At 63.3% G+C, this 26,848-nt stretch carries 18 protein-coding genes; 13 read left to right on the top strand and 5 right to left on the bottom strand.

Going from position 1 to position 26,848, the window contains the following annotated elements; translation table 11 throughout:
* Positions 1–53: 53 nt before the first annotated feature.
* The 5 genes from HPY64_09560 to HPY64_09540 form a co-directional block, all read right to left on the bottom strand.
* Positions 54–1,103: a sugar ABC transporter substrate-binding protein gene (locus tag HPY64_09560; protein NPV67376.1), complete on the bottom strand. Its 1,050-nt coding sequence runs from the start codon at positions 1,101–1,103 to the stop codon at positions 54–56.
* 164 nt (positions 1,104–1,267) lie between these two features.
* Entirely contained in the window at positions 1,268–2,338 is a 1,071-nt protein-coding gene (locus HPY64_09555) for an ABC transporter permease (GenBank protein NPV67375.1), read from the bottom strand.
* Positions 2,335–3,888, bottom strand: a complete 1,554-nt coding sequence (locus HPY64_09550) for a sugar ABC transporter ATP-binding protein (GenBank protein NPV67374.1) — start codon at positions 3,886–3,888, stop codon at positions 2,335–2,337. Before HPY64_09550 ends, HPY64_09555 begins: the two co-directional genes overlap by 4 nt.
* Positions 3,889–3,957: 69 nt before the next feature.
* Positions 3,958–5,445, bottom strand: a complete 1,488-nt coding sequence (gene araA / locus HPY64_09545; GenBank protein ID NPV67373.1) for an L-arabinose isomerase — start codon at positions 5,443–5,445, stop codon at positions 3,958–3,960.
* A gap of 234 nt (positions 5,446–5,679) precedes the next feature.
* Entirely contained in the window at positions 5,680–6,702 is a 1,023-nt protein-coding gene (locus HPY64_09540; GenBank protein ID NPV67372.1) for a LacI family DNA-binding transcriptional regulator, read from the bottom strand.
* Between the two features lie 227 nt (positions 6,703–6,929).
* On the opposite strand from HPY64_09540, the gene araB reads away from it, so the two are divergent.
* From araB to HPY64_09475, 13 genes are all read left to right on the top strand, one after another.
* Positions 6,930–8,591, top strand: a complete 1,662-nt coding sequence (gene araB / locus HPY64_09535) for a ribulokinase (protein NPV67371.1) — start codon at positions 6,930–6,932, stop codon at positions 8,589–8,591.
* Between the two features lie 93 nt (positions 8,592–8,684).
* A complete protein-coding gene (locus tag HPY64_09530; protein NPV67370.1) occupies positions 8,685–9,338 on the top strand; it encodes an L-ribulose-5-phosphate 4-epimerase in 654 nt (217 codons plus the stop codon).
* Between the two features lie 49 nt (positions 9,339–9,387).
* On the top strand, positions 9,388–10,845 hold the full coding sequence (locus HPY64_09525; protein ID NPV67369.1) for a fucose isomerase: 1,458 nt from the start codon (positions 9,388–9,390) through the stop codon (positions 10,843–10,845).
* A 30-nt stretch (positions 10,846–10,875) separates the two neighbouring features.
* On the top strand, positions 10,876–12,372 hold the full coding sequence (locus HPY64_09520) for a sugar ABC transporter ATP-binding protein (protein NPV67368.1): 1,497 nt from the start codon (positions 10,876–10,878) through the stop codon (positions 12,370–12,372).
* Positions 12,369–13,385, top strand: a complete 1,017-nt coding sequence (locus HPY64_09515) for an ABC transporter permease (protein NPV67367.1) — start codon at positions 12,369–12,371, stop codon at positions 13,383–13,385. The genes HPY64_09520 and HPY64_09515 overlap by 4 nt, the downstream gene beginning before the upstream one ends.
* Before the next feature lie 63 nt (positions 13,386–13,448).
* The gene (locus tag HPY64_09510) at positions 13,449–14,426 is read left to right on the top strand and encodes a substrate-binding domain-containing protein (GenBank protein NPV67366.1); all 978 of its coding nucleotides are present in this window, start codon (positions 13,449–13,451) and stop codon (positions 14,424–14,426) included.
* 349 nt (positions 14,427–14,775) lie between these two features.
* Positions 14,776–16,284: a xylulokinase gene (gene xylB, locus HPY64_09505; protein NPV67365.1), complete on the top strand. Its 1,509-nt coding sequence runs from the start codon at positions 14,776–14,778 to the stop codon at positions 16,282–16,284.
* Between the two features lie 37 nt (positions 16,285–16,321).
* Positions 16,322–17,170, top strand: coding sequence for a sugar phosphate isomerase/epimerase (locus HPY64_09500; protein ID NPV67364.1), 849 nt, complete (start codon positions 16,322–16,324; stop codon positions 17,168–17,170).
* 359 nt (positions 17,171–17,529) lie between these two features.
* Complete coding sequence (locus tag HPY64_09495; protein NPV67363.1) at positions 17,530–18,891, top strand: hypothetical protein; 1,362 nt, start codon at positions 17,530–17,532, stop codon at positions 18,889–18,891.
* Between the two features lie 195 nt (positions 18,892–19,086).
* On the top strand, positions 19,087–20,748 hold the full coding sequence (locus HPY64_09490; GenBank protein ID NPV67362.1) for a hypothetical protein: 1,662 nt from the start codon (positions 19,087–19,089) through the stop codon (positions 20,746–20,748).
* Between the two features lie 601 nt (positions 20,749–21,349).
* On the top strand, positions 21,350–22,828 hold the full coding sequence (locus HPY64_09485) for an alpha-amylase (GenBank protein NPV67361.1): 1,479 nt from the start codon (positions 21,350–21,352) through the stop codon (positions 22,826–22,828).
* A 23-nt stretch (positions 22,829–22,851) separates the two neighbouring features.
* Complete coding sequence (locus tag HPY64_09480) at positions 22,852–23,697, top strand: DUF4268 domain-containing protein (GenBank protein ID NPV67360.1); 846 nt, start codon at positions 22,852–22,854, stop codon at positions 23,695–23,697.
* Positions 23,698–23,999: 302 nt separating this feature from the next.
* Positions 24,000–26,639 carry a DUF11 domain-containing protein gene (locus HPY64_09475; GenBank protein NPV67359.1) on the top strand — a complete coding sequence of 880 codons (2,640 nt, stop codon included), beginning with the start codon at positions 24,000–24,002 and terminating at the stop codon, positions 26,637–26,639.
* Positions 26,640–26,848: the final 209 nt, after the last annotated feature.

Below are 26,848 nucleotides of genomic sequence, written 5' to 3'. Positions count from 1 at the left end.
GCGCTGGCCCGTCCGCCAGCGTGGGACAGCGCCGCCTGGCCAGGCATTACTACCTACTCCTCAGGGACGGTGGGCAGGCCGTTATCGTACTCCGGGAAGCCGGGGACAGGGTCCGTCCAGAGCTTGCCGTCGAGGTAATCCTGGAGGTTATCCGGGGTGACGACGACGGAGGGGGTGAGGGTGATCTGAGGGACTTCCTCACCGGCGAAGATAGCGGCCATGGCGTCAATGACGGCGACGCCCATGCGGAAGGGGTCGACGCCGAGGGTGGCGCTGAACTGACCTTCGGCCAGGAGGTCGAGGGTGGGCTGGTTGCCATCGATGCCGACGGCGAAGAAGTCCTCGTTGATGACCAGGCCGAGGTCCTGGGCGGCGAGGGCGGCGCCGATGGCCATTTCGTCACTGTTGCCGTAGAAGACGTCGATGTCGGGGTTCTGCTGGAGGGCGATGCCAGCGACTTCCTGGCCACGGGTGCGCAGCCACTCGGCACTCTGGGAGCCGACGACCTCGACATTGGGGCAGTTCTTCTCCAGGCCGGCCAGGAAGCCGCCGGTGCGGCGATGGGAGAAGATGCTATCGATACCTTCGAGGATGAAGACCTTGCCGGTGGTCTCGGCGGGGGTGGTGCCGTACTTGTTGGCGATCAACTGGCAGGTATAAGCGGCCAGTTTCTCAGCGCCGCCCCACTGGTCGTAGCCGATGTAGGTTTCGACCTTGCCCTCAGAGAAGGGGGTGATGAAGTTGTGGGCCAGGATGGGCACGCCGCGTTCGTTGGCGGCCAGCACGGCGGAGATGGCCGAGTCGGTGCCGATGGGGTTGATGCTGATGGCCTCGACGCCGAGCTGGAGCAGTTGCTCGACGGTGGTGACGAACGAGGCGAAGTCACCTTCACTGGCCGGGGCCTGGACTTCCAGCGTCCAGCCCAGTTCAGCGGCGCGGGCGCGCGCACCTTCCACCATCGCCACATGGAACGGGCTGGTCAATGCGGGCGGCACGAAGCCGACATAGTGCGTTTCCTGCTGGGCCTTGCCTGCGCTGACGGTTGGCACGGCCATCGCCAGGACCAATACAACGAAAAGCATGATATGGGCGAACCTGCGCATCTTTACTGCCTCCTCTAATGAAACGGACTTTTTAAAGCCCCGTGTTGCCACGAGGGGACAACCCAGTAGTGGTTTATTCGGGTGGGGTCTGCAGCGAGCCTGGTGCTGGCCGGGAGGCCCGCTTTTCCCCCTCCCGCATCGGCGTTTCTACTGCTGTAAAGCGGCTAGGATTCGGTGCTGCCCCGGCGCAGCCGCAGCCAGGGGACTTCACCCTGGCGGATGACGTCCAGCATCACGGCCAGTACGATGATAATCCCCAGTACGATCTCCTTGGCGTTGGAAGGCACACTCAGATAGACCATGCCCTGTTCGACGATACGGATGATGAACACGCCGACCATCGTGCCCCACACACCGCCTTTGCCGCCGGTCAACGGCGTACCGCCGATCACCACCGCGGCGACGGTCATCAGGGTCAGGTTGGTGCCATTCTGGTAGGCGCCAGAACGCAGGCGGGCCATGACCAGCACCCCGGCAATGGCCGCCAGCGTGCCGCTGATGCCGTAGATGATGATCTTCACGCGATTGATGTTGATGCCGGAAAGCCGCGCTGCTTCCTCGCTGTTGTTGCCCAGGGCGTAGGTGTGCCGCCCGAAGCGCGTCTGACGCAGCACCACCCACGAGATGGCGAAAATCCCCAGGGCGATCAGGAAGGGCACGGGGATGTTCCAGCGGTCAAAGAGGGGGATGCGATCAGTGATGACTTCCAGGACGCCGGTGCGGTTGATGTTGATCCCGGCGCCATTCGTCCAGACCAGCGAGATGCCCAGCAGGATACTACGGAAGCCCAGGGTCACGATCAGCGGGTTCATCCGGAACCAGGTGATCAGGCTGCCCTGGAACAGACCGATCAACAGCCCCGCGCTGACGGCGATCAGGATGGCGTAGATGGCCGGGATGCCGTTAGCCATCTGCCCACCGGCGATGTTCGTCCCGGCGATAAGGATCGCGGAGACCACGCCGCTAAAGGAGACCATCGCCTCGACGGACAGGTCGATGCCCCCGATCATAATCACGTAGGTCTGTCCGGCGGCGGCGATGGCGATCGCCGCCGTCTCCAGTAGCAGCAGACTCAGGCTGGTGGGTGAGCGGAAGGCTGGTGATAGAATCCACAGGATCGCAAACATAATCAAGAAGACCAGCAGCGGCCCCATGTTCGAAAGGAGCCTGCTCAGCTGCTTCCCCGGTGAGACACTGCTTTGCTTTTGCTCCGCCACACGTGTTTGGGTTGTCATATCGCCCTCTGCATCTGTCGGCCATTGTTGTGAGACCCGTTCCCGCTATCCGCGTAACCGGTAGCCATTTCCATGATGCGCTCCTGAGTGGCCTCTTCGCGGTCAAGAAAGCCGGTCACGCGGCCCCGGTGGACAACCATGATCCGGTCGCTCATGCCCAGAATCTCCGGCAATTCGGAACTGACCATGATCACGGCGCCGCCTTTGGCCACGAAATCGTTGATCAACCGATAGATCTCCACCTTGGCGCCCACGTCGATACCGCGCGTCGGCTCGTCGAACATCAGCACGCGGGGTTGGGTGGCGATCCATTTGCTGAAGACGACCTTTTGCTGGTTGCCGCCGGAAAGGTTGCGGACGATTTGCTCCAGCGACGAGACCCGGATCGCCATCTCTTCCACGAAGCGGCTGGCTAGCGCCGTTTCCCGCGCCCGGTCGATCAGGGGGCCGCGGGCGAAACGATCCAGGACGCTGATGGTGATGTTCTCGCGGGCGGAGAGATGTAGCAGCAACCCCTGCTGTTTGCGGTCTTCGGTCAGCAGGGCGATACCGTTGCGGATGGCGTCGCGAGGGCTGTGGATGGTGATCTTCTGTCCTTCGACGTAAACGTCGCCGCTGTCGATGGGATCGGCGCCGAAGATGGCCCGCATCAGCTCGGTGCGTCCCGCCCCGACCAGCCCGGCGACGCCCAGCACTTCCCCGGCGTGTACCGAGAAGCTGATGTCATGCAGGCGTCCGGCCTGGCTGAGGTGTTCGACGCGCAGCAGTTCCTTACCCTTGGGGGCGATCTGCTTGGGGAACTGATCGTGCAGGGTGCGCCCTACCATCAAGCGGATGAGTTCGTCGACGTTCAGTTCACTGACGGGTCTGGTGGCGATATGCTCGCCATCGCGCAGGACGGTGATGGTGTCGCAGACCTTGAATGCTTCCTCCAGGTGGTGGCTGATGTAGATCACCGCGACGCCGTGGGATTTCAGTTCGCGGATGATCTCAAACAGGTTGTCGATCTCGCGCAGGCTCAGGGCGGCGGTTGGCTCATCCATGATGATCAGGTCGGCCTCATGGCGCAGCGCCTTGGCGACTTCCACCATCTGGGCCTGGCCGACGCCCAGCTTGCTCAACTGAATCGTGGGATCGATGTCCAGCCGCAATTTACTGAGCAACGCTGCGGCCTGCCGGCGCGTTTCCTGCCAGTCCACAAAGGGGCCGCGCATGATCTCGCTGCCCAGGAAGATGTTCTCCATCACCGAGAGCAAGGGGACCTGGTTCAGTTCCTGGTAGATGGTGGTGATCCCTGCCAGTTGGGCTTGGCGAGGATTGGTGAAGGCCACTCGCTCGCCCTTGAACACGATTTCGCCTTCATCGGCCTGGTAAACGCCAGAGAGGATTTTGATCAACGTCGATTTGCCAGCGCCGTTTTCCCCTACAATGGCATGCACTTCGCCCCGGCGCACCTGCATGCTAACCCGGTTCAGCGCCAGTACGCCGGGAAAGCGCTTGGTGATGTTGCGGATCTCCAACAGGATGGGTTGCTCTTCATTCGCTGCCATCGCCTTATTCCATTCACCGGCTGGTCAAAGGCCCCAGTTACGCCTGCGCAACCGGGGCCTTTTTCGCGCCTAGTAGCTGGCTTCGTTCCAGCGAATCTCGTTCTTGAACTGACGCAGATCGGTCTTTTCGTCGATGAGGAGGAATTCGACATCCACCATCTCGGCCAGGTCCTGCATATGCTCAACGGTGAGCGCCTGGCTGAAGCCGGTATGATGCGCACCACCGGCATAGATCCAGGCCGCCGCCGCGACCTTGAGGTTGGGATGTGGCCGCCACAGGGCGCGGGCGACCGGCAGCCTGGGCATCTGCGCAGGTGGTTCGACGACATCTACCGTATTGACGATCATGCGCAGACGGTTGCCCATGTCCACGATAGAGACGTTCAGAGCGGGGCCAGGCCGGGCATCGAACACCAGACGGGCCGGGTCTTCCTTGCCACCGATACTCAGCGGATGCACCTCCAGGCGGGGCTTGCCGCTGGCGATGCTGGGGCAGACTTCCAGCATGTGCGCCCCCAGCACCCACATCCCGCCGGGATTCAGGTGGTAGGTGTAGTCTTCCATGAAGGAGGTGCCGCCGTTCAGACCGGCGCTCATCACCTTCATCGTGCGCACCAGCGCCGCCGTCTTCCAGTCGCCCTCAGCGCCGAAGCCGTAGCCCTCGGCCATCAGACGCTGCACGGCAAGGCCGGGGAGCAGCTTGAGGCCGTGCAGGTTCTCAAAGGTGGTGGTGAAGGCAGTAAAGCCGCCATCCGCCAGGAAGCGACGCAGCCCGACCTCAATCTGGGCGGCATCCCGCACTGATTGATGGCGCGCGCCGCCGGGTCGCAGTTCAGCAGCCACCTCGTAGGTGTCCAGGTACTCGGCAATCAGCGTGTCAACCTCAACCGGGCTGACCTGCTGGACGTAAGCCGCCAGGTCGCCCAGGCCGTAGCCATTGACCTGATAGCCGAAGCGGATTTGCGCTTCGACCTTGTCGCCTTCGGTCACGGCCACGAAGCGCATGTTGTCGCCAAAGCGTGCCACCTTCATGCTCTGGCTATCCAGCCAGCCACAGGCAGCCCGCGCCCAGGCGCCGATCTGGGCGTGCACTTCCGGGTCTTCCCAGTGGCCGACGATCACCTTGCGGTTCAGGCGCAAACGGCTGACCATGAAGCCGTACTCGCGGTCGCCATGGGCCGACTGGTTGAGGTTCATGAAGTTCATGTCGATGGTGGCCCAGGGCAGGTCCTGATTGAACTGGGTGTGCAGGTGGGCCAGCGGTTTTTGCAGCGCCTTCAGCCCCGCGATCCAGTTCTTGGCCGGGGAGAAGGTGTGCATCCAGGTGATCACGCCCGCGCAGTTGGGGGCGCTGTTGGCCGCCAGGCAAACCTCTTGAATCTCTTCGGCGGTGGTCAAGACGGGCTTGTAGACCACACGGGCGGGGATGGCCGGGGAGCTATCCAGCGCCCGGACGATCGTCTGGGCGTGTTGGGCCACCTGTTCCAGCACCTGCGGGCCATAGAGCTTCTGGCTGCCGACAAGGAACCAAATCTCGTACTTGCTGAGATCGATCATGGGGAAGACTCTTTCTAGCTAATGATGCTTTCTGCGGATACCTGTTATCTAAGATAAAAATACTGGTCGCGCCCGGCTGGTTCTGGGCGTCAAGGTGTGGACCTGAGGGTGACGTCCGGGGAAGCTAACCAACGTTGGCGCGCGCAAGGTGTCCATTTCTGTCAACGTTCACATATGCACTCAACGTAGCATAGTCTCTGTCGGTTGTCAATCAGCTAATAGTTCTCCTGTTCTTTACCAGCCCTGGAAAGGAACCGTGCTTTCGCGGATGATCAGACGGGGGTAGATCACCCGCTGCTCCGCCGGGGCGGCGGGATCGGCAATCCGATCGATCAGCATCTCCACGCTACGCTGGCCGACGATGCTGAAGTCCTGCCAGATCGTGGTCAGAGGCGGGTTGAAGTAGGCAGCCTCCGGCAGGTTATCGTAGCCGGTGACCGACACATCTTCCGGGACGCGCAGGCCGCGTTCGCGCAACGCCTGCACCGCCCCCAGGGCCATCTGGTCGTTGCCGACCACCAGCGCGGAAAAGCGCACGCCCATCTTCAACAGCGCCAGCGCCCCCTCGTAGCCGCTGCGGGCGCTCCAATCGCCGGCGATGCTGGGGCCGGGAGTCAGCCCGGCTTCCTGAATGGTCTGCAGCCAGGCGCTATGGCGGGCCTCCGCCCCGTACCAGTTGAGCGGGCCACTCAGTTCAGCGATGGCGGTGTGGCCCAGCTCAATCACGTGGCGGGTAATCAGGTGGGAGCCGTAGCCCTGGTCGATCACTACCGAGGGAACGTGCTGGCCGAGGCAGGTATCAATCAACACGAGGGGGGTGCTGCCGCAGGCGACATACAACTCATCGGTGTTGCAGCCACAGACCGGGGTGATGGCGACGATGCCATCGACATGCCAGCCGGCCAGGCGCTCGATGGCGTCCCGGAAGCTCTGGACTGACATTTCGGATACAGTGGAGAAGATCAGGTCATACCCGGCGGCTTTGGCCGCGCTTTCGATGTTGAGTAGCATCTGCAGCGGGCCATAATAGGCCATGCCAAAAGCGATGATGGCGATGGTATGCGAGCGCCGGGTGACCAGACTCTTGGCGGCCCGGTTGGGGTGATAGTCCAGCTTCTTGATCGCTGCCAGGACGCGCTCGCGGGTTTCCTGGGCCACGTAGGGGTGACTGTTGATCACCCGCGAGACGGTCTGGTAGGAAACGCCGGAAAGGCGGGCGACGTCATTGAGGGTGATGCGGCGCGATGGTTTGGCCATAAGTGGCTCCTGGGTCTGGGCCGCCGGAGGCAGGGACGGGGCGGCGGGCGACGGCGCCATAGAGCGATGATCCGGTGAGGATGATTTCCGGCGGGGCGGGGATGGCGGTGTCGGCTGCGCCGGGCCTGTTGGAATCCCCCATAACTACTTGACGAAGATGCATAATGATGTTACGCTGATACTGTGAACGTTCACAGAAAGCATACCACACATTAAAGGTGCTGGCAATGTATACGATCGGCATAGACTTCGGGACCGAATCAGGGCGCGCGGTGCTGGTGGATGTGCGTGACGGTCGTGAGATCGCCACGGCGGTCTACCCGTATCCCCACCGGGTCATTGACCACACACTCCCCGGGAGTGACAAACCGCTTCCGCCGGACTGGGCCTTGCAGGCTCCTCAGGATTATATCGGCGTTATCAAGCACACGATTCCCGCCGTCCTTAAGGAAAGCGGGATCGACCCTGCCGAGGTGGTCGGCATTGGCATTGATTTCACCGCCTGCACCATGTTGCCGGTCAAAGCGGATGGTACCCCCCTGTGCTACCTGCCTGAGTACCGCGACAACCCCCACAGCTGGGTCAAACTCTGGAAGCATCACGCCGCCCAACCCCAGGCCGACCAGATCAACGAAACTGCCCGCCGGATGAACCAGGCATGGCTCAACCGTTACGGCGGCAAGATTTCCTCCGAGTGGTTCTTCAGCAAGATGCTACAAACCCTGCAGGAAGCGCCGGAGATCTACCACGCCGCCGATCGGTTTATCGAGGCCGCCGACTGGGTGATCTGGCAGCTGTGCGGCGTGGAGACGCGCAACGCCTGCACCGCCGGTTATAAGGCCATGGTGCAGGATGGCACGTATCCGCCACGCGAGTATTTCGCCGCCCTGCATCCCGATCTTGCCGATGTGGTTGATACCAAGATGAGCCGGGTCTTTGCCCAGCTTGGCGACCGCGCCGGCGGTCTGGTGCCGGAGATGGCGGAGGCGACCGGCCTGCGGCCCGGCATCGCCGTGGCGGTAGCCAACGTCGACGCGCATGTCACCCCGCCCGCTGTCAAGGTCACCGAGCCGGGCACGATGGTCATGATCATGGGCACCTCCACCTGCCACATGCTGATCGGTACCGAACTGCGCGAAGTCGATGGCATGTGTGGCGTTGTGGATGGCGGCATCGTCCCCGGTATGTACGGCTACGAAGCTGGCCAGAGCGGGGTGGGCGATATCTTCGCCTGGTTTGTCGATCATGCCGTCCCGCCGGAATACCACGAAGCGGCCAAAGCGGCTGGTGTGGACCTGCATAAGTATCTGGAGACCGAAGCGGCCAAACAGAAACCGGGTGAACACGGCCTGATCGCCCTCGACTGGTGGAACGGCAACCGGTCAATTCTGGTTGACGCCGATCTGACCGGCCTGTTGCTGGGAGCTACCCTGGCTACCCGCGCCCCGGACATCTACCGCGCCCTGATCGAAGCGACCGCTTACGGCACGCGGGTCATCATCGAAGCCTTTGAGGCGAAGGGCCTGGCGGTGAACGAACTGGTGCTGGCTGGCGGCCTGCCGGAGAAGAACCAGCTACTCGTCCAGATTTACGCCGACGTCACCGGTAAGATGCTCAAGTTCGCCGGATCGGCGCAATCGCCGGCGCTCGGCTCGGCCATGCACGCCGCTGTCGCCGCGGGGGTCTACCCCAACATCAAAGCTGCCGCCGAGAAGATGGGCAAACTCAAGGATCGTGTTGTCCGACCAATCCCGGAAAACAAGGCAGTTTACGATCAGCTTTACGCTGAATACAAGCTCCTGCACGACTACTTTGGGCGCGGGGGCAATGACGTCATGAAGCGCCTCAAGGCGATCAAGCTGGCGGCGCGCGGCGTGGCAACCGGTTAACCCTCAAGGGGACCTGACCTGATGCGCCAGGGTGCCGTTCACGCGGCGCCCTGGCCACCCGCCAGCTTCGGACTGTTCAAGGGATGTCAGCACATGAAACTACAGGCTTTGCGGGAAACGGTCTGCGCGTTGCACGCGTTGCTGCCGCAGAACAACCTGGTCGCCTGGACCAGCGGCAATATTAGCGCCCGCGATCCGGAGACCGGGCTGGTGGTGATCAAACCCAGCGGTGTCAAGTTTCCCGATCTCACTCCGGAAAACATGGTGATCGTCGATCTGGATGGCAGGCTGGTGGAGGGGGATTACAAGATGTCCTCCGACACGGCTTCGCATTGCTACATCTACCGGCATATGCCGCACGTGAACGGCGTGGTGCACACCCATTCGCGTTATGCCACCGCCTTCGCCATCCTGGGGCGGGAGATCCCCTGCACTACCACAGCTATGGCCGACGAGTTTGGCGGTCCCATACCCTGCGGCGGCTTCGCCCTGATCGGTGGGGAGGAGATCGGGAAGGTGGTTGTGGAGACACTGACCGGCAGCCGAAGCCCGGCTTGCATCCTGCAGAATCACGGCGTGTTCACCATCGGGCCGACGGCTGAGGCGGCGGTCAAAGCGGCGGTGATGACCGAGGATAACGCCGCGATCGTCTGGGCGGCGCTGCAGATCGGCACGCCGATCCCCCTGGCGCAGGCGGATATCGACCGGCTGTACGATCGTTACCAGAATGTCTACGGGCAGCGCTAAGGCTGCCGTCAGACGGGCTGAACACACGCGTTCAAGGAGCGAAACGACGATGACTGCTATCCTGCCCGGCAGGCTTTCTGCCCTGGAGATTACCCGGCGGCCGGTGACGCTGGGGGTAATCGTCGGGAACCGGGGCTTCTTCCCGGCTCACCTGGCCCTCAGCGGGCGCAAGACGGTGCTGGAAGTGCTGGAAAAGGCGGGCATCCGGGCCATCATCACCCCGGAAGACGCGACCAATGTCGGGGCAATTGAGTCGCTGGCCGAGGCGCAGATCTGTGCCGATCTGTTCCGCCAGCACCGCGACGAGATCGACGGCGTGCTGGTGACGTTGCCCAACTTCGGCGATGAACGGGCGATCGCCAACACGCTGCGCTGGGCCGATCTGGACGTCCCGGTGTTGATTCAGGCGTTCCCCGATGATGTCGCCCGCATGGATATCGCCAACCGCCGCGATAGCTTCTGCGGCAAGATGAGCGCCTGCAACAACCTGCGCCAGTACGGCATCAAGTACACCATCACCAGCCGCCACACTATGGACCCCACCAGCGCTGAATTCCAGGCAGATCTGCTGCAGTTTGCGGGCATCTGCCGGGTGGTGCGCGGGCTGCGTCGCGCCCGGCTGGGGATGCTGGGCGCGCGCCCGGAAGCTTTCAAGACGGTGCGTTTTAGCGAAAAGCTGCTTGACCGCGCCGGGATCAGCGTGGAGACGCTTGACCTCTCAGAAGTTTTTGGCCGGATTGAGCGCCTGACTGATGATGACGCGGCGGTGCAGGAACGTCTGACGCACATCCGCGCCTACGCCCGGACCCAGGATGTGCCGGCGGCGGCTCTGCTCAAGATGGCCAAGTTCGGGGTGGTACTGGATCGCTGGATGGCCGATAACCAGTTGGACGCGACCGCTGTCCAGTGTTGGACGTCGATGGAGGAGTACTTCGGGATTGTGCCCTGCACCTTGATGAGCATGGCCAGCAATGCTCTAACACCTTCCGCCTGCGAGACGGATATCGCCGGGGCGCTGGCGATGCTGGCCCTGCAGCTGGCCTCCGGGCGGCCCTCGGCCATTGTGGACTGGAACAACAACTACGGCGATGACCCGGACAAGGGTGTGATCTTCCACTGCTCCAACCTGCCCAAAGCTATCTTCGTGGAAGACATCCCGGTGATGAGCTACCAGGACATCATTGCCGGGACGGTTGGTAAGGAGAATACCTACGGCACGATCTTCGGGCGGGTGAAGGAAAGCCCCTTCACCTTCCTGCGCGTCTCTACCGACGATTTCAGCGGCGAGATCACGGCCTATACTGGCGAGGGCCACTTCACCAGCGACCCGCTGGAGACCTTTGGCGGTTACGGCGTGGTGCATGTGCCCCACTTCCAGGACCTGCTGGCTTACATCTGTGAGAACGGTTTCGAGCATCACGTCAGCATCAATCAGTCGCGGGTAGCGGCGATCATCGACGAGGCGTTCAACAAGTATCTGGAATGGCCAACCTACCATCACCAATAGGAGTCACCGGCTGGGCGCCGGGTGAAGACCATGTCTGTGCTACTTGAAGCCAGAGGTATCACCAAGCAATTTCCGGGCACGCTGGCGTTGGATGATGTCCAGCTCGAATTACAAGCTGGCGAAATCCACGCTGTGATCGGGGAAAACGGCGCAGGCAAAAGCACGCTGATGAAGATTCTTTCCGGCGTGTACAGCGCCGACGCCGGCCAGATCTTCTTCCAGGGGCAGCCCGTCGCCCTGCGCAGCCCGCAGGAAGCAATCGCCCTGGGTATCGCCATCGTCCATCAGGAGTTGAGCGTTATCCCGGCCCTGACGGTGGCTGAGAATATTTATCCGGGTCGCCTGCCGACTGACCGGCTGGGCATGGTCAAATATGGCGAGCTGTTTGAGAACGCTCGGCGCGAACTGGCTCGCCTGAACGTAGCTGTCGATCCCCGCGCCGAGGTCAGCACGCTTTCTGTGGCTAACCAGCAACTCGTGGAGATCACCAAGGCGCTCTCCAGGCAGTGCAAGGTGCTGATCCTGGATGAGCCGACTTCCGCGCTGACCGAGCACGAAGCGGAGACGCTCTTCGCCCTGCTGCGCCGGCTGGCGGCGGAGGGGGTGGGCATCCTGTACATCAGTCACAAACTGAGCGAGATCTTCGCCCTCTCCGACCGGATCACCGTGCTGCGCGATGGCCGTTACATCGGCACGCGGATCACCGTAGAGACCTCCCCGGAGGAGGTGATCCGGATGATGGTGGGCCGCGAACTGACCGACATGTACCCGGAGAAGAGCACCGGGCGCGGCGAGCCGTTGCTGGAAGTACGCAACCTGCGCCTGCCTGGCCAGCAGCATGCCTGCAGTTTCACGCTCTACCAGGGTGAGGTGCTCGGCTTTGCCGGGCTGATCGGCTCCGGGCGCTCAGAGTTGATGCGGGCGATCTTCGGCGCGGATGAAAAGGAAAGCGGCGAAATCTTCCTGAAGGGCCGTCCGGTCACCATCAACTCGCCGCAGGATGCCATTAATCTGCGTCTGGCCTACCTGCCGGAAGACCGCAAGGCTGCCGGGCTATTCCTGGATATGGCGCTTAAGGCCAATATCGAGGCGGCGTCGCTGGCGCAGGTGACGGCTAACGGCTTCGTCGTGCCGGCGCGGGAGGTGGCCCTGGCCCGCGAGTACATCGGGCGGCTGAACATCAGCACCTACGGGCCGGATCAGGAAGTGCGCCGTCTGAGCGGCGGCAACCAGCAGAAGACCCTGGTAGCCAAGTGGCTGGCGATCAGGCCGAGCATCCTGATTGTCGATGAGCCAACGCGCGGCATTGACGTGGGGGCCAAGCGGGAGATCCACCATCTGCTGCGCCAGCTGGCACGGGAAGGCGTCGGGGTGATCATGGTATCCTCCGAATTGCCGGAAATCCTGGGCATGAGCGACCGCATCCTGGTGATGCACGAGGGCGCGATCGTCGCTGAGCTGGCGGCCAGCGAGGCTACCGAGGAACTGATCATGACGTATGCCAGTGGGCAGGAGAATGGGGCATGAGCAAGGTCGATGCGGCGGCGACAGGCAGGGCTGGCTACGACGGGGTGGCCGGATTCTTGCAGCGGATGCTTCGCTTCCGGGAATTCACCCTGATCGTGATGATCATCCTGGTGGGTTTGCTGCTGGAATGGCAGACCGGGCGTTTCCTTAGCTCGGCCAATATCAATGCGATTCTGATGGGCTTTTCGGCCTCGGCGATCATGATGGTCGGCATGACGGCGGCCCTGGTCTCTGGCGGGTTTGACCTGTCGGTGGGGTCGGTTTTCGCTATGGGCGGGGTGACGACGGCGGTGGCTCTGCGCGGCGGCCTGCCGATCTGGCTGGCGGTGCTCGTTGGCGTGGGTGCGGGTGCGCTGGCCGGGCTGACCAACGGCCTGCTGATCACCAAGGCCGGGATCAACCCCTTCATCACTACCCTGGGCATGATGAGCATCGCCCGCGGGGTCGGCCTGGCCATCACAGAAGGCTCTCCCATCGCCAGCCTGCCCCAGGACTTCTTTGTCCTGGGCCAGGGCAAGACGCTGGGCGTGGCGAACCTGATCCTGATTGCGCTGTTTGTGGTGTTCGTCGGGGATGTGCTGATGCGCCGTTCGGCGTTATTCCGCAACATCTACTATGTCGGCGGCAATCCGGACGCAGCCCGGCTTTCCGGCATCAACGTGGATCGGATTACGATCGGTGTCTACGCGCTGTCGGGGCTGCTGGCGGCGCTGGCCGGCGTGCTGTCGGTCTCGCGCTTTACGGTAGCCGATCCGGGGTCAGGCACCGGTGAAGAGTTGCGCCTGATCGCGGCCTGTATTATCGGTGGGGCCAGCCTGAAGGGCGGTAAGGGCACGGTGCTGGGCGGTCTGCTCGGCCTGATCTTCGTCGGGTTCATCAACAACGGGATGGTGCTGTTGCGGGTGCCGGTCTACTGGCAGAACCTGGCGATGGGCATCATCCTGCTGCTGGCGGTGGGCTTCGACACGTTCAGCCAGCGCTTCCAGGCCCGCCCGACCCGCCGGAAGGCTTAGGCCCTGTTCGGTTCTGTACGTCTCTGTTCGTCCGTTCTTTAGAGAGGAAAAGGAGATTTCCCTGTGAAGCGTCGTGAATTTCTTAAAGCCAGCAGTATTTTAGCCGCGTCGGGTCTGCTCCCGGCCCTTAAGACGGTCAAGGCCCAGGAGAAGCAGACCTACTATATGGTCACGTTCGTTTCCGGCATCGACTACTGGAAGGACTGCTACCGCGGGATGCAGGACGCCGCCGAATTCCTGGGGGTTGAAGCGATCTACACCGGCACGCCGGAGAACGACATCATCGCCGAGACCCGCGTCTTTGAGGAAGTAGCGGGCCAGCAGCCCGATGGCATCCTGCCGACCATTGCCAACCCGGATGCCTTCATCGCCCCCATCAACGCCGCTATCGAGGCCGGCATCCCGGTGGTCTGCTTTGACGCTGACTCGCCCCTCAGCAAGCGTTACTCGTTTGTGGGGACGGGCAACTACTATGCCGGTGTAGTGGCCGCCCGCTGGCTGGCCCCGCTGGTTGGCTCCGGCAAGGTGGCGATCTCCAGCGTGACCGCCCAGCTCAACCATGTCCAGCGTCGCCAGGGCTTCATCGACACGCTGGCTGCCGAGTTCCCGGATGTCGTGACCTCTGACGACCTGATCATCGATGACCAGAACAACTCGACCATCGCCGCCCAGCAGATGTCGTCCCTGCTGCAGGCCAACCCGGATATCAAGGGTGTGTTTGCCACGGATGCGCTGGGCGCGGTCGGGGTCGGGCAGGCGGTACGCGAGGCTGGCCTCTCCGGGCAGATCAAGATTATCGGCTTCGACTATGACGAGGGCACGCTTGACCTGATCGACAGCGGCGAACTGAGCGCCACGCTGGCCCAGGGTACCTGGCAGATGGGCTTCTGGGGCCTGATGATGCTCTACATGGTTCGCAACGGGTTCATCAAGTCCGTGTCTGACTGGAAGGCCGCGGGCATCTCGCCGCTGCCGCCCAACGTGGATACCGGCGTGGTGGTGATCACCGCGGAGAACAGCCAGTACTGGCGCGCTTCGTAACCGCTGCAGTAGCCGGTTGCTTTTGCCAGATCGCTGCGCGGGCTGGGTGGTTTCCGGCCCGCGCAGCCTGATTCCCGGCCCGGCGGTGTGAAGAGATGGCCTGACATGGTTGTGGGGCGGCAGGACACACTGGGGAGGGGCCAGCCCCGCAGCCAGCGGTGTCTGAGTACCACAGCGCCGCAACGCCCCGGACAGTCTCCCGGCCTCTCTTATGGGGGCTTTCCACTGGCCGGGCAGGCTTGCTATAGTTATCGGCAAGCTGTCGCAGGCCCGCGCTATGAGGCTTTGCTTTGTGCGGGTACACACAGTGCCGGAATACGCGCCCTGCAGGAACTTCAGGAAGGCTGCTATGCCGTTGCTGTTAGGCCTGGATATCGGGACGTCGAGCGCCAAAGCCGTGCTCTTTGACCCCGAATCTGCCGGAATCGTGGCCGTGGCCGGGCGGGAGTACCCGGTGCTTAAGCCCGCCCCCGACCGCGCCGAACAGGAGCCGCAGACCTGGTGGCAAGCTGTGGTCAGCGCGACGCAGGAAGTCATTGCAGCAGCAAGGCGCACTGACGTCGCCGCTATCAGCTTCAGCGGCCAGATGCACGGGACAGTGCTGCTGGACGCGGCGGGCGAACCGCTCGGCCCGGCCATCATCTGGGCCGATCAGCGCAGCGCCGCCGAGTGCGAGGCGCTGACCGCTGTGCTAGGACCGGAGCGTTACGCCGGGTTGGCGGGCACACTCCCGGCGGTGGGTTTCATGGGCGCTACGCTGCTCTGGCTGGCCCGCCACGAGCCGGAACGTCTGGCCCGGACGCACCGCGTGGTTTTCCCCAAGGATTACGTCCGGCTGCACATGACCGGGCGCATCGCTACCGAAGTGAGCGACGCCGCCAGCAGCGGCGTGTTCGATATCGCCGGGCGACGCTGGGCTACGCCGATCCTGGCGGCGGTCGGGCTGCCGGAGGAGATCTTCCCGGAAGTGCTGGAATCATCGGCGGTGGCTGGGACGCTGTTGCCGGAGGCCGCCGCCGAGCTGGGGTTAGCGGCGGGCATCCCGGTGATCGCTGGCTGCGCCGATCAGCCAGCCCAGGCTATCGGCAACGGCCTGCTGGGGCCGGGAATGGCCTCCGTGACGACCGGCAGCGGCGGGCAGGTTTTTGTGCCGGTTGCCGCCGGGGATGGTCGAATCGCCACCGATCCGCGCCTGCATGTTTTCATCCACGCCGTGCCGGGCGTCAATTACGTCTTAGGGGCGATTCTTTCGGCGGGGCTATCGCTGCGCTGGCTGCGCGATCTGACTGGCCTGAGCGGGACGCCGGGGGCCTACGCGCTGCTGAGCCAGGAAGCATCGGCTATCCCGCCGGGGGCTAACGGCCTGATCTTCCTGCCATACCTGGCCGGGGAGCGCACGCCGCACATGGACCCCGCCGCGCGCGGGGCGTTCATCGGCCTCAGCCACTACCACACGCGGGGACACCTGGCCCGCGCGGTGATGGAAGGCGTGGCCTTTGCCCTGCGGCAGGCGCTGCAGATCAGTCTGGGGCTTGGCGGTTCAGCGAGCGTGATCATCGCCGCTGGCGGCGGGGCGGAGAGCGCTGTCTGGCGGCAGATTCAGGCGGATGTCTTTGGCCTCCCGCTGCGCCAGACTCTGCTGGTCGAACAGGCCGGGGTCGGGGCGGCCCTGCTGGCCGGGGTTGGCGCGGGTATCTATCCGTCGTTTGCGGCTGCCTGCGCCCAGGTGGTGCGGCTGGGGCCGGAGACGGCGCCGCTGCCCGATCATCAGGCGATCTACCAGGCGCTGTATGAGCAGTTCACCGGGCTATACCCGCTGCTGAAAGCGGATTTTCACCGTCTGGCCGGGCGAGGTTAGCTTCCGACGGGCCGGGATGACGAAAGGACATATGGCTATGGTCAAATTTGGCGCTCACGCTTTTGTCTGGATCGGGGAGTGGACGACTGAGGCGGGCAACCACGCCATCGCGGAGGCGGGCCGGGTTGGCTTTGACCTGATCGAAATCCCGCTGCTCGACCCTGACCATTTCGACGCTGCCGCCCACCGCGCGGCGCTGGCTAAGGCCGGGATCACCTGCACCTGCTCGCTGGTGCTGCCTAAAGATGCCCATATGCCCACCAGGCCGGAAAAAGCCCGCGACTTCCTGTACCGGGCGCTGGCCCAGGCCGAGGCCGTTGGCAGCTACTACCTCGGCGGTTGCATCGCCTACTCGCTGGGCACGCTGACCGGCGCGCCGCCCACGCCGCAGGAACGCCAGACGGTGGTTGAAGTGCTGCGCGACGTGGCTGCTGAGGCGAAGCGGCGTGGCATCACCCTGGCCCTGGAAGCCTGCAACCGTTACGAAACGTATCTGTACAATACCCTGGCGGACGCCCGCGAGACCGTCCTGGCTGTTGGCGCGGATAACCTTAAGCTGCACGCCGATACCTATCATATGAACATTGAGGAAGAGGGCTTCTACCGCCCACTGGTTAACGCCGCCGATGTGCTCGATTACATCCACATGAGCGAGAGCCATCGCGGGCTGGTGGGCACAGGTACGGTCATCTGGGACGAGGTCTGGCGTGGGCTGGCCGACGCGCATTTTGACGGCCATCTGGTGCTGGAATCCTTCGCCGCGATCAATCCGGCGCTGGCGGCGGCCACCTGTCTGTGGCGGCCGCCCAACCAGGGGCCGGAGGTACTGGCGGCAGAGGGCTTCAGGTTCCTCAAGGCCGGCGCGGAAAAGTACGGGTTGCTGTAAGGCTGGCACGGCTGGGGGCGCGGCGGTGGCACTGGCTACGCCCCCGCCATGATTCTGGCTTTTGCCACCCGTTTCTGTCCCGTTGTCCCCGTCTTTAACTTGTGCCGCCTGCCTGTGGTTCGCCAGGCTTGTCGTCGGAGCTTCTGCTCGGTCTGGGCGCGTTCAACTTGCTGATAACGTTGCATTGCATGCTATAATCAGCGCAATCAGGTGGGCGCTGCTCGCCTGTAACCCTATCGCCCCGGATCATCCTGATATTGCCTGCCACTACACTCATCGCCCTGCGTGCCGGGGGATGGCGGTGCATATCTCGAGTCAGCGAACGCCATCCCGCACATGACAACTGGAGATCGATCCTGATGGATCTGCAAGCAATTGCCCGCGATATCCCTGATTACTCGTCCTTTCTGACCGTTGACGAACTGAACGCCTCCAGCCGCCGGCTGGTTGCGGAATTTCCCGGCCTGGCCAGCCTGCGCACGATTGGGCAAACCCGGCGCGGCGACCCGATTGAACTGCTCACCATCGCTGGCGGGCCGCGCCAGGCCTTCATCTTTGGCGGTCCGCACCCCAACGAGCCGATCGGCACGATGACGATCGAATACCTCAGCCGCCGCCTGTGCGAGGATGACGCCCTGCGGGCCGAGCTGGGCTACACCTGGCATTTCATCAAGGCCATTGACGCGGATGGGATGCGCCTTAACGAAGGCTGGTTCAAGGGGCCGTTCACACCCACCAACTACGCCCGCCACTTCTTCCGCCCGGCTCCCTTTGACCAGGTGGAATGGACCTTCCCGATCGAGTACAAAACGCTCAAGTTCAACTCGCCGCTGCCGGAGACGCAGGCCCTGATGCGTGTCATCGATGAGGTCAAGCCAACGCTGCTCTACTCCCTGCACAATTCTGGTTTCGGCGGGGTGTACTACTACGTCTCTGAGCGCTGCGAGTCGCTGTACCCCACCTTCCATGCCCTGCCGGAATGGTTCGGTCTGGCCCTGGACCTGGGCGAGCCGGAGATGAGTAACGCTGTGACCTTCGCCCCGGCCATCTATCAGATGCTTTCGTCGAAGGATACCTACGATTACCTGGAGAAAAATGGCGTGGCCGACCCGGCCCAGACCATGCAATCCGGCGCCTCCAGCGCGGAATACGCCAGCCGCTACGGCTCGTTCTTCCTGGTGGTGGAACTGCCCTACTACGATGATCCCCGCGTCAACGACCAGTCGCCGACAGATATCCTGCGCCGTGACGCCATCCTGCAGAACCTGGACGCGCAGGACGAATTTGACGGCTGGATGACCGCCCGGATGGAGGCTGTTAAGGCTGACCTGCGCCAGGAGACACCGATCACCCGTGCCGTCAACGCTTTCCTGGGGATGGGGCCGGCCTACCGCCAGGCTGAGCGCCAGTGGGCGCAAACCAGTGAGGAAACGAACCGACCTGCCACGCAGGCGGAGTACTTCAGCAACGCGCTCGGCTCCCGCTTCTACCGAATGCTTCTGCTGGGGATGTTTGCCCGGATGCTGGAAGCCGAGATCGCCGACGGCAACGCCAGCCCGGCGATCCGCCAGATCGCCGCGGAGGCGCGCGCCCGTCTGGAAGAGCAGGGCGCTGACCTGGAAAGCCGGCTTAACTACCGTGTGTTGCCCATCCGTAGCCTGGTCGGCGTACAGGTGTGCGCCGGGCTGGCGACGGCGGCTTATCTGCGTGACCGGGGGTAGCCCTGGCGCTGCCTGACCACAACAGCGAGTCGCGTGCGGCGTGGGCAATCAAAGCCAGGAAGGGAGGTGAGCGGGGAGACATTCAACGTGACGGGGTCGCCGATGGCTGGCGCGCGGCCACCGGGGGACCGTCGCCGGGCGGGGATTGCCGTCCCGGATTCCGTGCAAGATTAGAACAGGAAAGGGATTGGTGCCATGAAAAAGCTCGTTGTGCTGTTTGTGCTTGCCATGCTGGTGCTGCCATCCTCGGCGGCGATCGGGCAGGGTGGACGCGAGGAGACGTTCATCTACTCAAGCTCCTACGACATGACCACCCTCAACCCCATCCTGATGACCGATGGCGGCTCATTTGATGTGGCTCAGTTCATCTGGGCGGGCCTCTTCAACGTCGACCCAATGACCGGCCTGCCCGTCCCCGGCCTGGCTTCCTGGGAGATCTCTGAAGATGGCCTGACCTACACCTTCACCATCCGTGATGACGCGGTGTGGAGTGACGGCGTGCCGATCACGGCGCAGGATGTCAAGTTCACCTACGACGCCGTGGCCTCGGACGCGGTGCAGTCCCCGCGCAAATCTGACATCGAGTCGATCGCGGCGGTGAACGTGATCAACGATAAGACCTTTGAGGTGGTGCTCAAGGAAGTCAACTGCACGATCTGGAACAACCTGGCCGGTGCGCTGAACAGCCCGCTGCCCTCGCACAAGTATGCGCCGGACTTCAGCGACATCATGACCAGCGAGTTCAACACCAACCCGGATATCGCTAGCGGCCCGTACATCCTGGAAGAGCACCAGGCGGATGAGTACACGCGCCTGCGCGCCAACCCCAACTACTATCTGGGCGAGCCACAGATCCCGTATGTGATTGTGCGCGTCATGCCGGATAAAGCCGTCCAGAACCAGGCGCTGGTCGCCGGTGAGATCGATTATGCTTTCATGTATCCCGATGAGCTGGCCCAGCTCCCCTCGCTGGAGGGCCTGAACACCTTCTCCTTCCCGCTGCACAACACCCCGATTCTGGTCCTCAACTGGGGCGATCCCAACGATCCACAGCCGGCCTGGGACGCGGAAGGTAACCGGATTGACCAGCCCAAGCACCCGATCCTGAGCGACGTGCGCGTCCGCCAGGCGATCGCCATGGGCTATGACAAGGACGCCATCCTGGCGACCCTGGGCGAAGGCAACGGTGTGCGCCTGATCTCGTCGATCATCCCGACCATCACCTGGGCCTTCAACACCGAGCTGACCCCCTGGCCGTATGATCCGGATCGTGCCCGTGAACTGCTGGCTGAGGCCGGCTGGGCCGATACCGACGGCGATGGCATCCTGGACAAGGACGGCAAGCCGCTGGAGCTGGAACTGCTCTCCTCGCCGCTGACCGACCTGTGGGAGAACATCGCCCTGGTGGCTCAGGATCAGCTCTCGCAACTGGGCATGAAGATCACTGTGACCACGCTGGAGTGGGGCGCCTTCCTGAATGACCGCCTGCTGCCGCAGAAATTCGATATGCTGGTTGTTGGCTTCGGTGGCGGCAGCCCGCCCGACCCCAATGCCATCGCCAACGCGCTGATGTACAGCAAGAACGACATCCCTGGTTCCGGCTTTGACATCGCCTCCTATGTCAACCCTGAGGTCGACGACCTGCTGGTGCGGGGCCGTACCGTGCCCGGCTGCTCGGTGGAAGATCGCACGCCGATCTACTGGGAACTGCAGCGCATCACCCAGCAAGAGGTGGCCTACGACTTCACCGTCACCCCGAATCAGGTGCATGTCTACAGCGCCCGCATCCAGAATGTCCAGCCTGGCCCATGGGACAATGGCCTGTGGAATATCGAGAAGTGGACGATCAGCCAGTAGTTCTGACTGACAGATGAGGCTTACAGGCCCATCCGGCGTGACCGGGTGGGCCTCTCTTTTTTGCGGCGCTGACCCGGCCTCGAAGGGCTGCTGATGCTCTTATTGCGATGATTACCATCCACAAAGCAGGATTTTGTGGGAATCGACCGAATCTGGTTGACGGGCCACAGGAAGGGTGCTACCGTAAAAATACGAGGGGTCCAACGGACTCATGTAGGCGTTACGGAGGACGGCGCGCGAAAGCGTACTGAAGCTGGCAGGCAGTGCCAATATTAAGATTGGTGCTGTGAGTGGCCAAGACCGGTGTTGTGAGGTACGCCGGGGATAACCACAAGCGAAAATCGAAACCCCATAGTGTTAAGATTGTTTGGGAGCCAGCGTAGGGAGTCAGTTGCGCAAGCGGCTGATCAGTAACGCGCCAGAGAAACCGTAACGGAACCGCGTGACGCACCGGGGACCTCTCCCCCCGGGTTGATGGCCGCCGCCCTGGCGGCCGTTTTTTGTTCCCGTCTGCATCCTGCCGTGTGCTTCTCTTGTCGCTTGCTGAATCCCTCTCCCTGCCTATGATCAGGACTGTGCCGCCTGCTTTCGAGAACGCTACATGACCGCCTGGCCGCGCCATCCAACCATCTACGAGATCAACACCTGGGTCTGGCTACATGCCCTCAGCCAGCGCTACGGAAAGCCAATCGCGCTCGGCGATGTCCCTGCTGCCGAGTGGGATGCGCTGGCTATGTGCCGCTTTGACGCCGTGTGGCTGATGGGCGTGTGGGAGCGCAGCGCGGCCAGCGCCCGGATTGCCCGCGCTCACCCTGATCTGCAGGTGGGCTTCCGGGCTGCCCTGCCGGATTTCACCCCGGAAGATGTCATCGGCTCACCTTATGCGGTGGGCCGCTACGTTGTTGACAGGCGTCTGGGCGGCCCGGCGGGACTGGCCGCTGCGCGGGCGGCGCTGGCGGCGCGCGGCCTGCGCCTGATCCTGGACTTTGTCCCCAACCACGTGGCGGTTGACCACCCCTGGCTGGCCGAACATCCCGAATACTTCATCCAGGGCGTGCCTGACGATCTGGAACAGCAGCCGCGGGCGTTCTTCCGCGCCGGGGAACACGTTGTCGCTCATGGCCGCGATCCCTACTTCCCTGCCTGGACGGACACCGCCCAGCTCAACGCTTTCCACCCTGGCCTGCGCCGGGCGGCGATCGACACGCTGCGCGCCATCGCCGATCAGTGCGACGGTGTGCGCGTGGACATGGCCATGCTGCCAGTGGGGCGTATTTTCGCCGGGACATGGGGCGCGCGCGCCGGGGAGCCACCCGCTGCGGAGTACTGGCCGGAAGTGCTTGGCGCAGTGCGGCAAACCCACCCCGACCTGCTGCTCATGGCCGAAGTCTACTGGGACATGGAATGGGAACTTCAGCACCAGGGCTTCGATTACTGCTACGATAAGCGGCTCTACGACCGGCTGGCGCATGGCGATCCGCCGTCAGTGAACGCGCACCTGGAGGCTGACCCTGACTACCAGGCGCGGCTGGTGCGCTTCATCGAAAACCACGACGAACCGCGCGCTGCCGCTGTTTTCGATCCCCGGCTGGTGCGGGCGGCTGCCGTCACCGCTGCGACGCTGCCCGGCGCGCGCCTGTTCCACGAAGGCCAGCTTGAGGGGGTGCGGATCAGGCTGCCGGTGCAGTTACGCCGCCGCCACCCGGAACCGCCGGATGGGGCGCTGGGGGATTTCTACCGGGCGCTGCTGGCTGAACTGCATGCTGCCGTATTCCATGATGGTGTGTGGCGGTTGTGCCAGCGTTCCGGCTGGCCGGATAACGCCAGCTACCGGAATCTGGCGGCCTGGTGCTGGCGGCTGGAAGAAGAGCGACGGCTGATCGTCGTCAATCTGGGCAGGCAGCCGGCTCAGGGGCGCATCCGCCTGCCGTGGGATGACCTGGCCGGGGGAAGCTGGCGGCTGCATGACGCGCTCAGCGGCGAGACGTTCATCCGCACCGGCGATGAACTGCGCGATCCCGGCCTGTATGTCGGCCTGGAAGCAGGCGGTGTGCATTTTCTGCACCTGGCCGCGGGTTGACCGCTGGCAGAGGGAGGCCGCGCATGGCGCTTGTTTTCATCAGTTACTCCCGTAAGGATGCGGCGTTTGTCAACCGGCTGGTGGGCGATCTGCGGGCGCGGCAGGTGCCGATCTGGCTGGACCGCGCGGCGCTAACCGGAGGCGCGGAATGGCTGGCCGCTATTGAGAACGCCCTGGAGGATGCCACGCATCTGGTGCTGGTCATGTCCCCGGCTTCCAACCGCTCCAAATTCGTGCGCAAGGAGGCGCTCTACGCGCTGGAGGAAGGCAAGAACGTCATCCCGATCCGCATCGCCCCCTGCAAGCCGCCGCTGCTGGCCCGCGATTTACAGTACATCGACTTTGTCGAGGAGTCGTATGAGGCCGCCTTCACGCGCCTGCTGGCTGCCCTGCCGCAAGTGGGAGAGGAATCGCCTGCCGGCGAACCAGCCCCCGAACGCTATACCCGTTTCTGGGCGGCGCTGCAGAGCCGCGCCCGTCCCCGAATTCACCTGCATGATCACCTGAAACCACCCCGCCGCAATATGCTGGTCGCTAGCCCAGGCTGCCCCGGTGTGCGCTACGCCTATGTCCTGGGCCGCCGCGAGGCCGGCGTGCAGGTGATCATTGACCGCCGCGATGCTGCTGGCAGCAAAGCCCTCTTCGACATGCTGGCGACCTCCCGCCCGGCCATTGAAACGGCTTTTGGCTCGCCGCTGCGCTGGGAACGGCTGGAGCGCCACCGGCGCTGCCGGGTGGGGTGGATGACACCGATCGCGCCGCTGGAAGTGGAAGCCAACTGGCCGGCTGTGCAGGACGTGCTGATCGCTGCCATGATCCGGCTGGCGGCAGCTTTTGGCCCGCACCTGACCGCGTTGCCACGTGGGTAACAGATGGCCCGGCTCAGGTGGGGTGAATTGGGCCGGTTGTTGCAGAGATATCGTAATAGTCGTGTCAGCCTTTCAATTACTGTTGCAATTAGAGAAAATCTGCCATAATAGGGGTATCGCTTAACCCGGCGCCTTTACCATACCGGTTCTTCACTATTTACAGGCTGCCAGTGTGGTTTTCTTCCCGGTGTGGCGACCTTTGTGGGAGCTTCAGGCGTGCTGAATCGCAGCCGGGTTCGCTGGGCCAGTTGGTGGCCGGCGGCGTGTCTAGATTGCTGATCTTGTGTAGATAGGTTGCCCCCATGTTACGTATACGCACTTTTCTCCTCTCGCTCGTCAGCCTGGCGCTGATGGCCCTGTTGCCCGTGCTCACGCTTGTCAGCCTGAGCATCCCCTCTGAGGTCGCCCTGGCTCAGGGACCGCCCAACCCGATCATTTGCTACTCGGTCGCTGACGGCGGTGATATGCTCCATAGCATGGATCGCTTCACCGGCGTTGACCTGGGGGGGCGGCCCAACCAGACCGACCCGTACGATCAGGTCGAGGCCATTGAGCTTAGCCTGAATAACATCTTCCTGTGGGCAATCGATGACACCACCGATACGGGCGGCACCGGGCAGTTCGGGGTGATCGATCAGGTTACCGGCGTCTTCACCCCCATCGGCACCGGTATCGGCCTGGCGGATAACACCGTGCTAGGGACGCGCAATATCGGTGATGGCGACGGCCTCTCCATTGACGCCCGCACTAACCAGCTCTGGGCTTTGGAGCAGACCGGCGGTACCACCAACAATGCGATCTTCCGCGTCGATCCTGCCACCGGTAGCCATGTCAACGATGTCTTTGGCCCTGGCTTCGACTATGCTATCATCGACCTGCGCCCGGCCAACCTGCCAAGTTGCTCCGGCGGTGTCACCTGCACACCCGGCGTCAACTGCCCCAACACGATCGATGACCTGGCCATCCACCCGGAAGATGGCACGTTCTACGCCATTGTTAACGACATCACCGCGCCTACGGTGGACTGGCTGGCCCGCCTGAATGTGGATGGCCGCGACCCGGCCAATAGCCCTGGCTTTAACCCGGCTACCGGCCTGGTCAGCGCCTGCCTGGTGGGCATCCTCAATGATGGCACCGACAACGTGACCGATATGGAAGGCTTTGGTGTCTTCAATGACGGCACGTTCTACGGCACGACCGGCAGCGAGAGTATCATTGCTGCTCAGCAGAACACGTTGTGGCAGATCGACGTGACTACGGCCCAGGTCACACGCATTGGTACCTTCGCCACAGACACGGATTATGAGAGCGTGGCCTGTATCACTGCCGGAGCCAACGTGATGACCGGCACGGTCTTCTGCGAGCCGCCTGCTGCCTATGACGGCGTGTTCAACACCGGCGACACGCCCCAGGCTAACGCCACTGTACGCCTCTATCTGGATCGAGGTACGCCGGATCAGCTTGACGGCAGCGACATCCTGATTCAGGAGACGACGACGGGTGCGGGCGGTACGTTCAGCTTCTCCGTGGGCATGGCCGACACGCTCCTGATCGCCATGGACGGGGCGATCATCCCCGTTGGTAGCGTCTACACCACGCCGTTGACGCCCGGCAACGTGCATGAGGTGGACTTCCTGCCGCCCGGTGGGCCGCCTTTTATCGGTTACAACAATACCTCCAGCGGCAACGACTTCGGTTTCACCTGCCAGGCCGTCAGTACAACCGCCGATCTGAGCATCACCAAGAGCGACACGCCCGATCCAGTTGCGCCCGGCGGGGACATTACCTACACCATCGCCGTGAACAACATCGGCAGCGCTGCGGCGACCAACGGCACCATGAACGACACGCTCCCAACCGGGACGACGTTTGTCTCGCTGACTGCGCCGGGTGGCTGGTCATGCAGTACGCCAGCGGTGGGCAGCGGCGGGACGGTGAGTTGCACCAACCCGTCAGTGGCGGTTGGCGGGCCGTACACGTTCACGCTGGTGGTCAATGTTCCAGCCAGCTACGCTGGGCCAAATCCGATCCCCAATACGGCGACCACCGGCGCAGACAACGACAGCAACGCCCAGAACAATAGCGCCAGCACAACTACTGCCCTGACCACCACACCCCCCAGCGAAGCCGATCTGGCTATTGCCAAGAGCGACGCACCCGACCCGGTGACGCCCGGCAACGAGCTAATCTACACGATCAGCGTGGCCAATGTCGGTGCAATCGCCGCTGTTAATGGCGTGATGAACGACACACTCCCGGCAGGGACAACATTCGTCTCGCTTTCCGCGCCAGCGGGGTGGGCGTGCACCACACCGGCGGTCGGCAGCGGCGGGGCAATCGCCTGTACCAACCCCTCGGTGGCGGTTGGCGGGCCGTACCCCTTCTCGCTGACCGTGGCCGTTCCCGCTGACTACGCCGGACCGAACCCGATCCCCAACACGGCCACCACCGGCGCAGACAACGACGCCAACCTGAACAACAACAGCGCCAGCACCATCACCAGCCTGCCCGGTGGGCAACCCACCGGCGTGACGCTGGTCGATCCTGCCCTGAGCAAGGTTGGTGTCCTGCAGCCGGGCGGGCGCGGCGTGATCGGGGAGCGTGTGACCTGGGTGATCACGGCTACCAACCCGAATAGCGTACCGCTGACCGGCGTGGTTGTCAGCGACACCATCCGTGCTGATCTGCGCGTGGATGGCGCATCGACGGCTGTTGGGACGGCCACTGTCTCCGGCCAGCAGGTAACCTTCGCCCTGGGCACGCTGGCGCCGGGGCAGGTCGTTGAGATGCGCATCGAGACGACCATCATCAGCGGGCCGCAGCCGCCGATCACCAACCTGGCGATCCTGACGGCAGACGGTGGGCTGCGTGTGACCGCCTACGCGGAGGTGTTCGGCTTCCCAACGCTGCTGCCGGCGACCGGCTACCCGCCAGCCGGGTGAGCTGTGCTCCACCGCAGCCAGCGTACAACAGCCCCCGTCGATCCCCGGCGGGGGCTGTTTGGGTCGGAGGGCGCTACTTTTTTTTGCCGGAAATCGTCGAGTTTGCTAATCTTGGCGGCTAGTATCTGCCTGTAGCCCTGGTGCCTGCTGTCGCAGGTTATCCTGCCGCATTTCATGCCACATCTCCTATACACTCGCGCAGTCCGGCG

The organism is Anaerolineae bacterium, assembly GCA_013178165.1.
Classification (GTDB): domain Bacteria; phylum Chloroflexota; class Anaerolineae; order Aggregatilineales; family Ch27; genus Ch27.
Note: the sequence above shows the minus strand (reverse complement) of the source record. Positions and strands in the feature narration are given on the sequence as shown.

Bases quoted from the DNA above. Each gene is read 5' to 3' on its own strand.
- araB (NPV67371.1), top strand. From the start codon at position 6,930: ATGTATACGATCGGCATAGACTTCGGGACCGAATCAGGGCGCGCGGTG.
- HPY64_09540 (NPV67372.1), bottom strand. From the start codon at position 6,702: ATGGCCAAACCATCGCGCCGCATCACCCTCAATGACGTCGCCCGCCTT.
- HPY64_09485 (NPV67361.1), top strand. From the start codon at position 21,350: ATGACCGCCTGGCCGCGCCATCCAACCATCTACGAGATCAACACCTGG.
- araA (NPV67373.1), bottom strand. From the start codon at position 5,445: ATGATCGATCTCAGCAAGTACGAGATTTGGTTCCTTGTCGGCAGCCAG.
- HPY64_09560 (NPV67376.1), bottom strand. From the start codon at position 1,103: ATGCGCAGGTTCGCCCATATCATGCTTTTCGTTGTATTGGTCCTGGCG.
- HPY64_09495 (NPV67363.1), top strand. From the start codon at position 17,530: ATGGATCTGCAAGCAATTGCCCGCGATATCCCTGATTACTCGTCCTTT.
- HPY64_09530 (NPV67370.1), top strand. From the start codon at position 8,685: ATGAAACTACAGGCTTTGCGGGAAACGGTCTGCGCGTTGCACGCGTTG.
- HPY64_09550 (NPV67374.1), bottom strand. From the start codon at position 3,888: ATGGCAGCGAATGAAGAGCAACCCATCCTGTTGGAGATCCGCAACATC.
- HPY64_09515 (NPV67367.1), top strand. From the start codon at position 12,369: ATGAGCAAGGTCGATGCGGCGGCGACAGGCAGGGCTGGCTACGACGGG.
- HPY64_09500 (NPV67364.1), top strand. From the start codon at position 16,322: ATGGTCAAATTTGGCGCTCACGCTTTTGTCTGGATCGGGGAGTGGACG.
- HPY64_09475 (NPV67359.1), top strand. From the start codon at position 24,000: ATGTTACGTATACGCACTTTTCTCCTCTCGCTCGTCAGCCTGGCGCTG.
- HPY64_09480 (NPV67360.1), top strand. From the start codon at position 22,852: ATGGCGCTTGTTTTCATCAGTTACTCCCGTAAGGATGCGGCGTTTGTC.
- xylB (NPV67365.1), top strand. From the start codon at position 14,776: ATGCCGTTGCTGTTAGGCCTGGATATCGGGACGTCGAGCGCCAAAGCC.
- HPY64_09520 (NPV67368.1), top strand. From the start codon at position 10,876: ATGTCTGTGCTACTTGAAGCCAGAGGTATCACCAAGCAATTTCCGGGC.
- HPY64_09525 (NPV67369.1), top strand. From the start codon at position 9,388: ATGACTGCTATCCTGCCCGGCAGGCTTTCTGCCCTGGAGATTACCCGG.
- HPY64_09555 (NPV67375.1), bottom strand. From the start codon at position 2,338: ATGACAACCCAAACACGTGTGGCGGAGCAAAAGCAAAGCAGTGTCTCA.
- HPY64_09490 (NPV67362.1), top strand. From the start codon at position 19,087: ATGAAAAAGCTCGTTGTGCTGTTTGTGCTTGCCATGCTGGTGCTGCCA.